Source organism: Caenispirillum salinarum (genome assembly GCF_044803115.1).
GTDB lineage: Bacteria > Pseudomonadota > Alphaproteobacteria > Rhodospirillales > Rhodospirillaceae > Caenispirillum > Caenispirillum salinarum_A.
The window spans coordinates 1,292,660-1,307,100 of the sequence record NZ_CP085224.1 but is presented as its reverse complement, the minus strand read 5'-3'; the positions used below and the strand labels follow the sequence as shown (position 1 = coordinate 1,307,100).

General features: G+C 68.8%; 10 protein-coding genes and 1 pseudogene. 5 read left to right on the top strand and 6 right to left on the bottom strand.

The window, feature by feature from the left end; translation table 11 throughout:
• Positions 1–28: 28 nt before the first annotated feature.
• Positions 29–1,975 (bottom strand): PrkA family serine protein kinase, encoded by a 1,947-nt coding sequence (locus LG334_RS05885; RefSeq protein ID WP_404384216.1) that lies wholly within the window; start codon positions 1,973–1,975, stop codon positions 29–31.
• Between the two features lie 463 nt (positions 1,976–2,438).
• On the opposite strand from LG334_RS05885, the gene LG334_RS05880 reads away from it, so the two are divergent.
• The 4 genes from LG334_RS05880 (at position 2,439) to LG334_RS05865 (ending at position 7,836) form a co-directional block, all read left to right on the top strand.
• Complete coding sequence (locus LG334_RS05880) at positions 2,439–3,068, top strand: class I SAM-dependent methyltransferase (protein ID WP_404384214.1); 630 nt, start codon at positions 2,439–2,441, stop codon at positions 3,066–3,068.
• A 103-nt stretch (positions 3,069–3,171) separates the two neighbouring features.
• Positions 3,172–5,445 (top strand): ShlB/FhaC/HecB family hemolysin secretion/activation protein, encoded by a 2,274-nt coding sequence (locus LG334_RS05875; RefSeq protein WP_404384212.1) that lies wholly within the window; start codon positions 3,172–3,174, stop codon positions 5,443–5,445.
• Between the two features lie 7 nt (positions 5,446–5,452).
• Positions 5,453–6,163 (top strand): 4'-phosphopantetheinyl transferase family protein, encoded by a 711-nt coding sequence (locus LG334_RS05870; protein WP_404384210.1) that lies wholly within the window; start codon positions 5,453–5,455, stop codon positions 6,161–6,163.
• 8 nt (positions 6,164–6,171) lie between these two features.
• Complete coding sequence (locus tag LG334_RS05865) at positions 6,172–7,836, top strand: cyclic peptide export ABC transporter (RefSeq protein WP_404384208.1); 1,665 nt, start codon at positions 6,172–6,174, stop codon at positions 7,834–7,836.
• Positions 7,837–7,910: 74 nt separating this feature from the next.
• Here the strand turns inward: LG334_RS05865 and LG334_RS05860 are convergent, their stop codons facing one another.
• From LG334_RS05860 to LG334_RS05840, 5 genes and pseudogenes are all read right to left on the bottom strand, one after another.
• The gene (locus LG334_RS05860; RefSeq protein ID WP_404386309.1) at positions 7,911–8,516 is read right to left on the bottom strand and encodes a methyl-accepting chemotaxis protein; all 606 of its coding nucleotides are present in this window, start codon (positions 8,514–8,516) and stop codon (positions 7,911–7,913) included.
• Positions 8,517–8,837: 321 nt separating this feature from the next.
• Positions 8,838–9,209 (bottom strand): annotated as a pseudogene (locus tag LG334_RS05855) (protoglobin domain-containing protein); the annotation flags it as partial.
• A 535-nt stretch (positions 9,210–9,744) separates the two neighbouring features.
• The gene (locus LG334_RS05850; protein ID WP_404384206.1) at positions 9,745–10,041 is read right to left on the bottom strand and encodes a hypothetical protein; all 297 of its coding nucleotides are present in this window, start codon (positions 10,039–10,041) and stop codon (positions 9,745–9,747) included.
• An 82-nt stretch (positions 10,042–10,123) separates the two neighbouring features.
• Complete coding sequence (locus LG334_RS05845; RefSeq protein WP_404384204.1) at positions 10,124–11,479, bottom strand: DUF2336 domain-containing protein; 1,356 nt, start codon at positions 11,477–11,479, stop codon at positions 10,124–10,126.
• Complete coding sequence (locus tag LG334_RS05840; RefSeq protein ID WP_404384202.1) at positions 11,476–13,380, bottom strand: diguanylate cyclase domain-containing protein; 1,905 nt, start codon at positions 13,378–13,380, stop codon at positions 11,476–11,478. The genes LG334_RS05845 and LG334_RS05840 overlap by 4 nt, the downstream gene beginning before the upstream one ends.
• Before the next feature lie 198 nt (positions 13,381–13,578).
• On the opposite strand from LG334_RS05840, the gene dapD reads away from it, so the two are divergent.
• On the top strand, positions 13,579–14,421 hold the full coding sequence (dapD, locus tag LG334_RS05835) for a 2,3,4,5-tetrahydropyridine-2,6-dicarboxylate N-succinyltransferase (RefSeq protein WP_404384200.1): 843 nt from the start codon (positions 13,579–13,581) through the stop codon (positions 14,419–14,421).
• Positions 14,422–14,441 lie beyond the last annotated feature (20 nt).

The following is a 14,441-nucleotide window of genomic DNA, read 5'->3' as shown; positions in this document are numbered from 1 at the left end:
CAATTCCCTACAGCCCGACGGGGGATGCTCAACCGGCGTGCTTGACGCGCATGTACCACTCGACCAGTCGCCGCACCTGCCGCTCGGTGTAGCCGCGTTCGATCATGCGTTCGACGAATTCGGCGTGCTTGCGGTCGGTGTCGCTGTCCTTCTTGGTGCCGAAGCTGATGACGGGCAGCAGCTCCTCCACCTGGCTGAACATCCGCCGTTCGATCACGTTGCGGATCTTCTCATACGACGTCCACGACGGGTTGCGGCCCTCGTTGTTGGCGCGCGAGCGCAGGGCGAACTTCACCACCTCGTTGCGGAAGTCCTTGGGGTTGGCGATGCCCGCCGGCTTCTCGATCTTGCTCAGTTCCTGGTCCAGCGACGAGCGGTCCAGAAGTTGCCCGGTGTCGGGGTCCTTGAAGTCCTGGTCCTCGACCCAGGCGTCGGCATAGTCGACGTAGCGGTCGAACAGGTTCTGGCCATAGTCGTGATACGATTCCAGGTAGGCCTTCTGAATCTCATGGCCGATGAACTCCGCATACCGCGGACCCAGGTCGGCCTTGATGAACTCGATCAGGCGCTTTTCGTGCTCCTCGGGCATCTGCTCCTGGCGCAGGGCGTATTCCAGCGTGTACATCAGGTGGACCGGATCGGCCGCGACCTCCTGCGTGTCGTGGTTGTAGGTAGCCGCGAGCACCTTGAAGGCGAACCGGGTCGAGATGCCTTCCATGCCCTCGTCGACGCCGGCGGCGTCCTTGTATTCCTGCAGCGTGCGGGCGCGGGGGTCGACCTCCTTCAGGCTCTCGCCGTTGTAGACCCGCATCTTGGCAAAGGCGTTCGAGTTCTCGTGCTCGCGCAGCCGCGACAGAACGGCGAACTGGGCCAGCATTTCCAGCGTGCCGGGGGCGCAGGGCGCTTCAGCAAGCTCGGAGTTGGAGATCAGCTTGTCGTAGATCTTCTGCTCTTCGGTCACCCGCAGGCAGTAGGGCACCTTGATGACGTAGATTCGGTCGATGAAGGCTTCGTTGTTCTTGTTGTTCTTGAAGGTCTGCCACTCCGCCTCGTTGGAGTGCGCCATGACGATGCCCTGGAAGGGAATGGCGCCGATGTTCTCGGTGCCGACGTAGTTGCCTTCCTGCGTCGCCGTCAGCAGCGGATGCAGCATCTTGATGGGCGCCTTGAACATCTCGACGAATTCCAGCATGCCCTGGTTGGCCCGGTTCAGGCCGCCCGAGTAGCTGTAGGCGTCGGGGTCGTTCTGGGCGTGCAGTTCCAGGCGGCGGATGTCCACCTTGCCGACCAGGGACGACACATCCTGGTTGTTCTCGTCGCCCGGTTCGGTCTTGGCGATGCCGATCTGGCGCAGGCGCGAGGGGTGAACCTTCACCACCTTGAAGCGCGAGATGTCGCCGTTGAACTCGTCCAGCCGCTTGATGGACCACGGGCTCATCAGGCCGGTCAGGCGGCGGCGCGGGATGCCGAAGTTCTCCTCCAGCACCGGGCCCATCTTCTCGGGGTCGAACAGGCCCAGCGGGCTTTCGAACACCGGGCTCAGTTCGTCCCCGGCCTTGAGCACATAAATCGGATGCAGTTCCATCAGCGCCTTCAGGCGCTCGGCCAGCGACGACTTGCCGCCACCCACGGGGCCCAGCAGGTAGAGTATCTGCTTGCGCTCCTCCAGCCCCTGCGCGGCATGACGGAAGAAGCCCACGATGCGCTCGATGGTCTCCTCCATGCCGTAGAACTCATGGAAGGCCGGATAGATCTTGATGGTGCGGTTCATGAAGATGCGGCCGAGCCGCGGGTCCTTGGCGGTATCCACCATCTCCGGTTCGCCGATGGCGGCAAGAATACGCTCCGCCGCGGTGGCGTAGACCATCGGGTCTTCGCGGCAGGCTTCCAGATAGTCGGACAGGGACATCTCCGTCTCACGACGGGTGTCGTAGGACTTGGCGAAATCGGCGAAAAGATCGGCGGCGAGAACCATCGACTCCTCCCTAAGGATGTCTGGCGCGAAACTCGCGCTTGGGCGGCGGGCCCGACGGCCTTCGAGGCCGTCCATGGGCAACAATCGTCCCCTCGAGAAAGAGCGTCCTCCTCCTCAACGCGCGCCGTGGTGGTGCTGGTCGATAAGTCTTCTCGGGGCGCCCCTTCCCCTGAAGCGCTCTGCCCGTCCTGCGGCCTCCCGGCGGCGTAAGGCTTTCCCTCGTAAACACAATACGATGAAAGACAGCCTCCTTGCATCAAGATAAGATGCGGTGACGGCGAACTTCACCCTGAAGAACAAAATATTTTGCCGCCATAATTCTAAAGAACGTGCGGTTATTCCAGGATGTTGACCGTCGAGCACGCACCCAGTCCAGGATCCTCTACCACCGATGACGAAAGACTCCATCGCGCGTACCCCGGCCGCCTCTGGCGGAAACCCGCCATGTCCGGTGTGCCGTGCGATGGCAACGCGGCCCTTCCAGTCCGTGCGCGGGCGGGACTACCACCGTTGCCCGGCCTGCCATGCCACCTTTCTGGACCCTGCCCAGCGCCCGGCTCCGGACGTCGAGCGGGCCGAGTACACGGCGCACGAGAACGACCCTGCCGACCCGAGCTATCGCCGGTTCCTCGCGCGCCTGGCCGACCCGCTGCTGGCGCGGCTGCCGCCGGGCGCCGCGGTCCTGGACTACGGCTGCGGCCCCGGTCCCGCGCTGGCCGCCATGCTGGGCGAGGCGGGGCACCGGGTGTCCCTTTATGACCCGTTCTTCCATCCCGACGCGGCGGCGCTGGCGCAGGTCTACGATGCCGTCGCCTGCACCGAGGCGGTCGAGCATTTCCACCACCCGGCGGCGGAGTTCGACCGGCTGGCCGGCCTGCTGCGGCCGGGCGGCGTGCTGGCGGTGATGACCTGCTTCCAGACCGACGATGACCGCTTTGCCGACTGGCACTACCGGCGCGATCCGACCCATGTGGTCTTCTACCGCGAGGAAACCTTCCGCCACATCGCCGCCGCCCGCGCATGGCACTGCGAGACACCGGCGCGAAACGTCGCTTTTCTGACGCGGCCCCGGGGCGACGACATGGACAGGTGACTACTCGCAATCGCATTGGATGGTGGATTACAGGTCTCGAAGGTTGTATCACCGAAGGAGCGGCCGGGGGAGAGGTCGCACCTTTGGGGGAGATGACACCGACATGACCACGCCCGATTTGCGTCCGCGGACGTGGCGCGACGCCCGCGCCGTGTCCGCCGCCACCGCCATCGCGCTCATTCTTGCCGTCCCGGCGGTTCCGGCGCTCGCCCAGTCCGTGCCGACGGGCGCCAACGACATCGACCGCGTCGTGGAGCGTTTTGAAACCGGGCCCGAGGCCGTCGCCTCCACCGATCCGGTGATCCCGGCCCTGCCCGACCAGACGGAGCCGCCGCCGGGCGCCGAGCACATGCTGTTCACCCTGCTCGACGTCGAGATCGCGGGCGACACCGTCCTGGACGCCGAGGCGCGCCGCGGCCTTTATGCCGAATTCCTTGGCCAGCGCGGCCCGGTCACCCGCCTCTACACGATCGCCGACCGCATCCGGAGCGCTTACGAGACCCGCGACCTGTTCGCGCCGACGGTGATCGTGCCGCCGCAGGACCTGGAGGACGGCACAGCCCGGCTGCGGGTGGAACCGTTCCACCTGGACGAGGTGACGGTGCTGGCCGACGAGGATCAGGACGTCACCGGCGATCCCGTCGTGCGCGACATCATCCACGCCCTGCGCCAGTCCCGCCCCTTGACCGTCACCGCCTATCAGCAGGCGGTCGAAGCCTTTTCGCGGCAAGGCTTTGCGGTGCTCGGCATCGAGACCGACCCCCACCCCGGCGACGCCGGCGGCATGGATGCGGTGGTGCACGTTTCGCGCGATGCGGCCCGGGCCTCCGGAACGTTGGTGCAGCCGGGCAAGACGCCCGACGACCCGCCGGTGAACGCCAAGCAGATCCGCTTCACCCTGAACGACGTGCAGGTCAGCGGCGCCACCGTCTTTCCGCTTGCCGACCTGTCGCCGGCGTGGGACCCGCTGGTGGGCGACGAGGTGACGCTTCAGCAGCTCTACGAGGCGGCGCAGAAGATCAAGGCGCAGTATGCGGCCGCCGGCTACGCCGGCACCGTGGTGACGCTGCCGCGCCAGTTCATCGTCGACGGCCGCGTGCGCCTGGACGTGCGCGAAATGAGCATCGGCAGCGTCAGGGTGGTTCTGGACGGCGAGGCCCTGCCCGCCGACAGCCAGATTGCGCGCATGGCCAACCAGGTGGCCGGCACCGGGCTGCTGCGCGCCGACATGGCCGACCGCTACACCAACCTGCTGCGCGACATTCCCGGCATCACCGTCGCCTCGGTTGCCCTGCCCCAGGAGCCGGGCGGCGAGGCGGTGGTGACCCTCAGCCGCGACCGCATCCAAGGCAAGGTGGGCCTGAACAACCGTGGCACGCGCTCCATCGGTCGCCTGCAGTTGATGACCGGCGTCACGGCCAATGGCGTGCTGACGGACACGGACTCGCTGGCGCTCAGCGTCGTCACCGTGCCGACGCACCCCAACGAGTTGAAGCTCTACACGCTGACCGAGACCATGCTGCTGGGCCTGGAGGGCACCAAGCTGACCCTCTCGGCCAGCCGCACCCACGCCTCGCCGGGCAGCCTGCAGGAGCCGTTCGGTATCGACAGCTTCAACACGTCGTACTCGGCGCGCATCGACCATCCGGTGATCCGCACGACGCCGCTCAACCTTCACCTCTGGACGTCGCTCGAATACACCGAAAGCGAGACGGACCTGATGTGGAAGCGCGTCGAGCAGGGTGAGGACAAGGTCACCGCCTGGCGCTTCGGCGCGAATGTGGACTGGGTTGACGGCGACGGCGGCGTGACCCGCGTTTCTGGCACCGTCAGCAACGGCCTGGGCGCCTTCGGCGCCGACGACCCCGACAACACCCTCGACCGCCCTAACAGCGTGCCCACCTTCCAGAAGATCCAGGTGGAGGCACAGCGCAACCAGCCCCTGCCCCTTGGCCTGACACTGGTCGGCGAGGTGTCGGCGCAGATCACGCCGGACGTGCTTCCGGGCTCGGAACTGATGTCGTTCGGCGGCGAGGGCTTCGGCCGCGCCTTCCACGGCGGCGTCGTTTCCGGCGACAAGGGATGGGCCGCGCGGGCGGAACTCAACACCACCATCACCGTCGGCAAGCCCTGGCTCATGGGGGTGCAGCCCTTCGCGTGGTACGACATCGGCCAGTTCTGGATCAACGACTCCGCGCCAGGCACCGAGGACCCCAAGACCGCCGCCTCGACGGGGCTGGGGGTGCGCGCAACGATCACGCCATGGCTCCAGGGACAGGTGGAGGTGGGTCTGCCGCTCATAAACCACAACACCACGGTCGCGGGCCGCCCCGACAGCAGTCCGCAGGTGTTCTTCGGCGTGCTGGCGAACTTCTAGGCCGGCCATGACCACCGCAACGCCCGCTCCCGCTCGTGTCCGGCTGGTTCCGGCCGCCGTCGCGGCGGCGGCGGACATCGCCCTGCTGGATGACGACGAGCGGGCGCGGATGGCCGCCTTCCACCGCGCCGAGGACCGCAACCTCTATGCCCTGGCCCATGCGCTTCTCCGCCGCGTTCTGGCGGACGCGACGGGGCGGCCGGCAGCCTCGTTGCGCTTCGCGGCCGAGAGCCAGGGGCGGCCCTTCCTGCTGACCGCCGACGGTGGCGCGGCCGACATCTGGCGCTTCAGCCTCTCGCACTGTGCGGCCGGCGTCGGCGTGGCGGTGCGGCGGGGCGCGGACGTGGGCATCGACGTGGAGGACGCCGCTCGCCTGGACGACGACCTGCTGCCGCTCGCCCGGCAGGTGGCGACACCGGAGGAAGCGGACGTATTGGCGGAAACGCCCGCCGCAGAGCGGCGCGCGGCCTTCCTCCGCCTGTGGACGCGCAAGGAAGCGCTGCTCAAGGGTGCCGGCACCGGGCTTCTGACGGACCCGCGCGGCATCACCGCGGGCTGTAGTCCACGGGCGGAGCCTGCTATCCTCCGCCACCAGGGGACCGACTGGACGCTGATCGACCTGCCCTGCGCATGGGCGGCGGCGGCCGTGGCGCTGGCCGGAGCGGGGGCCACGGCGACGATGGCCGAAGACCGTGACCGGCCGCTTGAACGCGCGTAGAGGGGGACATGCAGGTACTTCAACTGTTCCACGCGGAACTTTCGCGGCAGCGCTGGAAGTTCATGATGATGGGCGCCCTGTCGGGTTCGTCCAACGCGGCCGTGCTGGCGGTCATCAATCACGCCGCCGCCTCGCTGGATGAAAAGGGAGAGATGATGCGCTCCCTGATCATGTTCGTGGCCGCGATCGCACTGTACGTGGTGTCGCAGAAATGGCTGCTGACCACGGCGACGCGGGCCTCGGAGGTCACCGTCCACAAGCTGCGCGAACGCATCGTAGAACGCATCCGGCGGGCAGAGCTTCAGGACATGGAGCGCCTGTCGTCGGCCGAGATCTACGCCACCGTCAGCCGCGAGGCCAAGGCACTGGCGGAAACGGTGCCTTTGCTCATGGTTTCCGGGCAGGCGCTGATCATGACGGTGTTCGTGGTGATCTACATCGCCTGGCTGAGCATGACGGCCTTCTTCCTGCTGCTCGGCACCGTCGTTGCCGGGGCGCTCATCCACCTCGCACGCAGCAAGGAGGTTGCGCGCCAGTTCGCAGAGACCGACCGGCTGGAGGGCGAGTTGGTGGACGGCTTCCGCGACATGCTGGACGGCTTCAAGGAAGTGAAGATGAACAGCACCCGCTCGGCCGAACTGGGCGACATGCTCTCGCGCCTGTCCAGTCGCCTGACCGACCGCAAGGTGGAAACGGCCGGCCTGTTCGCGGGCAACCTGGTGGCATCGCAGGTGGCGTTCTTCATCATGATCGGCGTCATGGTTTTCGTCGTGCCCAAAATGGCCGACATCGGCATCGACAAGGTGGGCATGATCACCACCGCCGCGCTGTTCCTCATGGGCCCCATCTCCAACGTGGTTTCGGGCGTGCCGCTGCTGACGCGCGCCAATGCCTCGGCCAACGCCATGCTGAAGGTGGAGGCCGAACTGCGCGAGTTGGAGCAGCCCGAAACCGGCAGCTACGACCCGTTCTCCGACGACTTCGACATGGTGCGCCTGCGCGACGTGACCTTCAGCCACGCCTCGGGCCGCGGCGACGCGCCCGGCGAGCACGCCTTCCACGTCGGCCCCGTCAACCTGGAAATCCGCAAGTGCGAGGTGCTGTTCATCACCGGCGGCAACGGCTCGGGCAAGTCGACGCTGCTCAAGCTGATGACCGCCCTCTACCACCCCGACGGCGGCGCGGTGATGCTGGACGAGCGCCGCGTGACGCCGGAGAACGCCCAGTCCTACCGCGACCGCTTCTGCGTCATCTTCTCAGACAACCACCTGTTCCGCGAACTCTACGGCGTGGAAACGGTGGATTGGGACGAGGCCATGGAGCTTCTGCACCTGCTGGAGATGGACCACAAGGTGCGGCTGGTGGACCGGCGCTTCTCGACCGTCTCGCTGTCGGGCGGCCAGCGCAAGCGCCTGGCGCTGATCGCCGCCATGCTGGAAAAGCGCCCCATCTGCGTCTTCGATGAATGGGCGGCCGACCAGGACCCGTACTTCCGCTGGAAGTTCTACCGCGAGATCCTTCCCCGCCTGCGCGACCAGGGCAAGACCATCATCGCCGTCACCCACGACGACAAGTATTTCGACGTCGCCGACCATCGGGTCCACATGGAGGAAGGCCAGCTCTCCAAGGTGTCCGAAGGCAGCGCCACCGGCCACCACGAGGACCCGGCGTAACGTCTTCCCGCCCGGAAACAGGAACGGCGCCGGCCCCATTGGAGGGCGGCGCCGTTTCCGTGCGAAGGCAGCGATCACGCCGAGGCGCGCACCCGGTCGAGGAAGACGCCCATGGCGGCGCGCAGGTTTTCCGTTTCGCCGGCCATGGATTCGCTGTCGCCGCGCAGGGACGACGCCACCTCGGCCGTGCTGTCGGCGTCGCCGGACAGCGCCGTGATGCCCCCGCGCATGCTGTCGATGCCGGCCGCCGCCTCCTGCACGTTCCGCGCGATGTCGCGGGTGGCCGCGCCCTGCTCCTCCACCGCCGCGGCGATGGACGAGGAAATGTGGTCGATCTTGCCGATGGTCTCGCGAATGCCGCCGATGGCCTTGACCACGCCGCCCGTCACCTCGCGCAAGCTGGCCACCTGGCGGTCGATGTCCTCGGTCGCGCGCGCGGTCTGCTGGGCCAGCGCCTTGACCTCGCCGGCCACCACCGCGAAGCCCTTTCCCGCCTCGCCGGCGCGGGCGGCCTCGATGGTGGCGTTGAGCGCGAGAAGGTTTGTCTGGCTGGCGATGTCGTTGATCAGGCGCACCACCTCGCCGATCTTGTCGGCCATGTTGGACAGGTCGGCCACAACGCCCGAGGTGCGCTCGGCCTCTTCCACCGCCTCGCGGCTGGTGGCGGTGCTCTGGGCCATCTGGCGGTTGATCTCGTCGATGGAGGCCGACAGTTCCTCGGCCGCCGCGGCCACAGTGTCGGCGTTGGCCGATGCGGTCTCGGCCCCGTCGGACACGCTCTGCGCGTTCTCCGACGTATGCGTCGCCGTCTCGTGCAGGCTGTCGGCCGAAGCCTGCATGCGCTGGACGGACTCGGCCAGACGGTCGGCGATGACCGCCACGCCCGTCTCGAAGTCCTGGGCGTTCTCCGCCGCCGCGTCCCGACGCTTTTCGCGCTCCAGGTCGAAATAGCTGTGCAGCACCGTCGTCAGGTCCATGAAGACCGACCGGTTGACCGCCTTGAGCATGGCGGCGGCCTCCTGCGGGCGCTTGCGCTTGGCCCGCAGCACGATGTCGATCAGCGCGTCCATGAAGAAGGCATAGCCGGCCAGATAGTAGTCCGGCGTCACGCCGTGCTCGACGTGGGCGCGGCCGATGCGCTTGACCGTATCGACATAGCCCGCGTCCCACTTGCCGGCAAACAGGGTGTCGAGCCAATGGCGCTTCTGGGCCTGCCGCGCGCGCTCCATGGCCTCGTCCGACGAGAACAGCTGCGTCATGTCGGGGTCGGACCGGACGAAGGCGTAGAAGGCGTCCAGCACGGCGTCGAGGCGCGGCTCCACCAGTGGGCGCGTCGCCACCAGGTTCTCGCGCGTCGCCTCGTCCACGCGCATCAGGTGGCGCTGGCGGTCTGTCTCGTACTGCGACATCTGCCCCTCCCTCTTGTTATGCGTCCCGCCGTCCCCGCGCCGGCGCGACTGTTCGAAGATGTCGGGAGCATACAGAATTCGGGCCGGACCTCGCATAACCCATAGGTCAGACGCAAAATCGGAACTTTGGTCCCATTTTGTTGGCGAGCGCGGGCCCCATCTCGAAAAGAAGAAGGGCCGCCGGGTGCGGGTCCGGCGGCCCTTTCACGCCCGCGGCCAGGGGAGAGGAAAAGCGGCCACGAACGCGGCATGACCGGCTCCGCGTCGAGAGGAGGGAGACACGGCGACCTCGGGGCAGAGGGACGCCGTGCCGGGCATTGCCGGTCATGTCTTCGCCAAGGCCAGCAATCGGCGTGCCAGTCTCGGTTGGCACTCTCCCAGGCCCGCAACCGCCGCTGCCGCTGCGGAAACCCTCGAACGGATTACCTCATTTGGTTTCAGATGTATTGCATCCTGCGTTGCAGGATGAAAACCGCCCGCCTGCGCGTGCGAAGATGCATCACCGGGCGGCCGGTTCGACGGCCACGCAGTCGAAGAACGCCACCTGCTCGTCCCCCACCTCCTGCACGTCGCGCAGCACGGCGATGCGCCGCACGTTGACGCAGTGCTGGTTGGCGACCTCCGTCGCCTGGGACAGGGCGTTTTGGGGGTCGCCGAGCGAGATGGCGATGCCCCCGGTGTTGGCGTTGAGCAGGCGCGGGTCCTCGGCGCAGCCCGCCAGCCCCAGCGGCAGGCCGAGGCCGGCGGCAAGGGCGGCGGTCAATGCGGATCGGCGGAGGCTGGCGCGGCGAAGCATGCGGCGTCTCCCGGTCGTGGTCCCCGCAGGATAAACCCCTGATGCGCGAAAGCGGTTGCGCCACGCGGTACGGCCGGCGGTGTCAGCCTTCTCCGGCACCGGCGGCAGCCGCATCGGCAACGGCACGGCGAAACAGGTCGATCTGCCACGTCATTTCGCCCTTCTTCAGGGCGTACTTGCCGTTGAGACCCGGCCGCAGAAGGTCCGGCGGCGCCACCCGCCCGACCTGGGCCTGAAGCTGCACCGCCGTCGAGGGCGTCAGGCCGGCCTTCCAGGCCACCGCCACCATGCCCTGCGGGCTGCCCGAACGCAGAATGGCGCTGATCACCGGCGCCGGCAGGTCGGCCAGGACCGCCAGGGCGGCGGTGACGAAATCCTCGTCGGCGGCGACGATGGCGTCGGCCACCACCTTTTCCGTCAGCTGGTCCCGCTCGGCCATGGACCGGGCGCGGTCGGTGGACTGCGGCGACGGCCGCCGCCATGTCACCGGCGCGGCCGGCTGGCCGTCGGGACGGTCCGCCACCCCACCGTCCTGGCGGCGCGGCTCGCCCAGGCGGCGGTGGACGACCCGCGCGACCTCCCGCGCCGTCTCGGGCGGCAGGTCGGCGCGGCTCTGCAGCACCAGGATCAGGTTGTCGGCGACGAAGCGGGCCAGCCGCACCGCCGCCCCCGTGCTCAGGGACGGACGCCGCACCAGGGGCTCCTGCCAGCCGGGGTGCTCGGGCGCCTGCTCGATCAGCCGGTCAAGCGTCTCCTCGCGGATCTGCGCGCTGGTATTGCCCAGAAGCGCGGCGATGGCGGCGTCGTCCTCGGTCTCGGCGATGGCGTCGGACACGGCCTCGGTCACCCGGCGGCGGCGCGATATGGCCGTCAGCTTGGCGCTGACCGGGCTGGCGGCGATGATTTCCAGCAGGTCCTCGTCGGTCAGGACGGGCGAATACTCCAGCACCGGGGCAGCCACCGCGACCTCCACGTCGCGCGCGAGCTGCCGGATGACGCTGGGCGGGGCGTTGGCGACATCCTTCAGGGCTTCGGACAGCACCTGGCGCACGCGCGGGATCTGGTCGGCCGTCAGGGCCTGCAGCGCCTCCATGGTGCTCTGGCGGACGCGGTCCTGCTCGTGTTCGGTCAGGCCGGGCGCCAGGCGCGCGATCTTGGCCGCAAGGTCGCCGCGCACGTCGGCATCGCTGTCGTGCGCAAGAAGAAGGTGTGCCAAAGGCGGCGTCTGGCCGTTGGCGATGACCGCGCGGCGCACGCGCGGGTCCGGGTCCTCGGCCAGATAGTAGAGGATCTCCGGCACCGTGTCCGGATGGCCGGCCAGGCTGCGGCGCACGGCGGGATCGTCGTGCCGTGCCAGCACGCGCGCCTCGTCGTAGCTGATGTGGACGTCGGCGGCATCGGCCGACTGGTCCAGGAGGCGGCGGACGAGCGAGTTCATGCCTTCACCTCCATGCCGCGGGAATCCGGTGCGGGGCCGCCTCTGCCGCCGGGCGGCGGTGCCAGGCGCCAGGCGTTCTTGCCGGTGTGCTTGGCGGCGTACATGGCGGCATCGGCGCGCGCGAGCATCTCGGCCAGGGTCTCGCCCGAGCCGGCCTCGTGCACCGCCAGGCCCAGCGACAGGCTGAGCGGCTTGTCGCCGCCGATCGCCGCCTCGTCCAGCGCCCGGGCGGCCGTCACCAGTATCTCGGCCTTCGCCTGGGCGACACTGGTGTCTGCGCCTTCCAGCCATACGGCGAACTCGTCCCCGCCCAGCCGCGCCACAAGATCGGTGGGCCGGGTGTTGCCCACCAGGACGTCGCGCAGGCGCAGCAGCAGGTCGTCGCCGGCCTGGTGGCCGCTGCGATCGTTGATGACCTTGAAGTTGTCCAGGTCCAGGTAGATGAGCGATGCCGGGCTGCGGTCGCGCTCCAGCCGGCGGTGGCGGCGTTCCAGTTCGCCGAAGAAGGCGCGGCGGTTGAACAGGCCCGTCAGCGGGTCGGTCCGGGACATGCGCAGGATGCTTTCGTGGTTGGCGATCTGCTCCAGCGCGATGCCCAGCTGGCTGGCGATCTCGCCGATGAGCAGGCGGTCGTCCTCGCTCCACGGGCCGCGCCCCGCCTCGCGCCACAGCACCACGGCCCCGTTGAGCGCGTGGCGGTAGACGGTGGGCGCCGCCATGATGGACCAGTCGCCGATCTCCACCTCCAGCCGGCCGCGCCGCTGGCGCAGGCGGTCGAGCACCGGCCCGGCGGCCATGTATCCCAGGTCGCCCCACCGCGCGCCGGGCACGAAGGTGAGCGGCGGCCCTTCGCCATTGTCGGCGGTCGCGGCGGTCGCGCCTTCGCCCGGCCCCGCCGTCGGCCGTTCGGCATCGTCCGTCTCGGGCACACGGAAAACCTGGCAGACGGTGGCCCCCAGCCCCCGGCCCAGGGTCTCCGCCGCGGTCGCCAGCATGTCCGTCGGGTTGACCTCGTCCCGGATGGCGCGGGTGATGTAGGCCAGGATGCGTTCCCGGTTGCGGGCGCGCGCCAGCGCGGCGTCGCGGTCGCGCTCGCGCGTGACGTCACGGCCGACGCCGCGGGCGCCCGACCACTCGCCGTGCGCGTTGTAGAGCGGCGTCGCCGACATGCGGACACAGGCCAGGGCCCCGGTCGCCGCGCGCAGCCAGACGTCCACGTCCTCAACCGGCTCGCGCGCGTGGAACGGGATCGAGCCGGGGCCGAAATACTCCGCCACCAGGCTCGCCGGGTCCGTCGCCACCAGGCGCTGCGCCGGATAGCCCAGGGCGCCGCGCGGGCTGACGAAAACGAAGGCCCCGTCGCGCCCCGTCTCCCACGCGAAGTCGGTGGAGATCTCCACGAAATCCTTGTAGCGCTGGCGGCTGTCGACCAGGGCGGCCCGCAGGGTGCGTTCCAGGGTCACGTCGCGGGCGAGCACCAGCAGGCGTCCGGGCTCGCAGTCCGGCTCCAGGCATTCCAGCGGCAGCAGCGACAGGCGGAACCACGTCGGCCCTGTCTCGCCGGGCAGGGAGACGATTTCCTCCACCGCCGCACCGTCGCCGCGGGCCCGTTCCGCCAGAGCCCGCACCGGTCCCGGCATGGCGACCGGCAAACCGTCGGCCGGCGCTGGAGCCATCCCCGAGGCGCCGGAGGCATGCCGTGCCTCCTCTGCCGCCGCCCGATCGAGCGCGGCCGTCAGGCTGTCGGACCGCGGCCCGACCATGATGGGCCGGTCGGATGCATCGATGATGAGCAGGCCGCCGGGATAGGAATCGAGCGCGCTGCGGCACAGCGACAGCAGGCCGGCGTCCACCAGCGTATCGGCCGCGGTGCGCGGCTCCGCCCTTGTCCCTGTGTTCACCGGTATCCCCTGAACCCCTCAACCCAACGGAACAGAGCTTATCCCTTTGTTCGCCTTATGCCAACACGGCGCGCGCGGCCTTTTGCGCCGCGCCGATCCCTGCATCCGGCTCCCGACCGCGCTGTTGACTTGCCCCCTGGGCGGGGTATGTTCATGCACCCTTTCAAGACTTCCCCAGCATCGGAGCTTGGCCGACTCATGAGCCTCGACAGCCTGAAGACCACCATCGACACCGCCTTCGAAGAGCGCGAGGGCATCAATGCCAAAACCGGCGGCGAGGTGCGCGAGGCCGTCGACGCCGCGCTGAACCTGCTGGATTCGGGCGAGGCCCGCGTCGCCGAGAAGACGGCCGAGGGCTGGGTCGTCAACCAGTGGCTGAAGAAGGCCGTGCTGCTGTCCTTCCGCCTGAACGACATGACCGTCATCAACGGCGGTCCGGGCGCGGCCAACTGGTGGGACAAGGTGCCCAGCAAGTTCGACGGCTGGGGCGAGGCCGAGTTCCGCGAGGCCGGCTTCCGCGCCGTGCCCAACTGCGTCGTGCGGCGCTCAGCCTACATCGCGCCGGGTGTGGTGCTGATGCCCTCGTTCGTCAACCTGGGCGCCTACGTCGACACCGGCTGCATGATCGACACCTGGGCCACCGTCGGCTCCTGCGCCCAGATCGGCAAGAACGTGCACATCTCGGGCGGCGCGGGTATCGGCGGCGTGCTGGAGCCCCTGCAGGCCGGCCCCGTCATCATCGAGGACAACTGCTTCATCGGCGCCCGCGCCGAGGTGGCCGAGGGCGTCGTGGTCGAGGAAGGCGCGGTGCTCTCCATGGGCGTCTACATCGGCGCCTCCACCAAGATCGTCGACCGCGAGACCGGCGAGGTCCACATGGGCCGCGTGCCGTCTTACAGCGTCGTCGTGCCGGGCACCATGCCGGGCAAGCCGCTGCCCGACGGATCGGCCGGCCCCGGCCTGTATTGCGCGGTGATCGTTAAGCGGGTTGACGAGCGTACCCGTTCCAAGGTGAGCATCAACGAGCTGCTGCGCGACTGATCCGTTATGGGGCGGGCCTG

What these genes read in the sequence shown, in the direction of transcription:
- LG334_RS05885 (WP_404384216.1), bottom strand. Translation starts at nt 1,975, where the DNA reads ATGGTTCTCGCCGCCGATCTTTTCGCCGATTTCGCCAAGTCCTACGAC.
- LG334_RS05880 (WP_404384214.1), top strand. Translation starts at nt 2,439, where the DNA reads ATGGCAACGCGGCCCTTCCAGTCCGTGCGCGGGCGGGACTACCACCGT.
- LG334_RS05875 (WP_404384212.1), top strand. Translation starts at nt 3,172, where the DNA reads ATGACCACGCCCGATTTGCGTCCGCGGACGTGGCGCGACGCCCGCGCC.
- LG334_RS05870 (WP_404384210.1), top strand. Translation starts at nt 5,453, where the DNA reads ATGACCACCGCAACGCCCGCTCCCGCTCGTGTCCGGCTGGTTCCGGCC.
- LG334_RS05865 (WP_404384208.1), top strand. Translation starts at nt 6,172, where the DNA reads ATGCAGGTACTTCAACTGTTCCACGCGGAACTTTCGCGGCAGCGCTGG.
- LG334_RS05860 (WP_404386309.1), bottom strand. Translation starts at nt 8,516, where the DNA reads ATGGCCCAGAGCACCGCCACCAGCCGCGAGGCGGTGGAAGAGGCCGAG.
- LG334_RS05850 (WP_404384206.1), bottom strand. Translation starts at nt 10,041, where the DNA reads ATGCTTCGCCGCGCCAGCCTCCGCCGATCCGCATTGACCGCCGCCCTT.
- LG334_RS05845 (WP_404384204.1), bottom strand. Translation starts at nt 11,479, where the DNA reads ATGAACTCGCTCGTCCGCCGCCTCCTGGACCAGTCGGCCGATGCCGCC.
- dapD (WP_404384200.1), top strand. Translation starts at nt 13,579, where the DNA reads ATGAGCCTCGACAGCCTGAAGACCACCATCGACACCGCCTTCGAAGAG.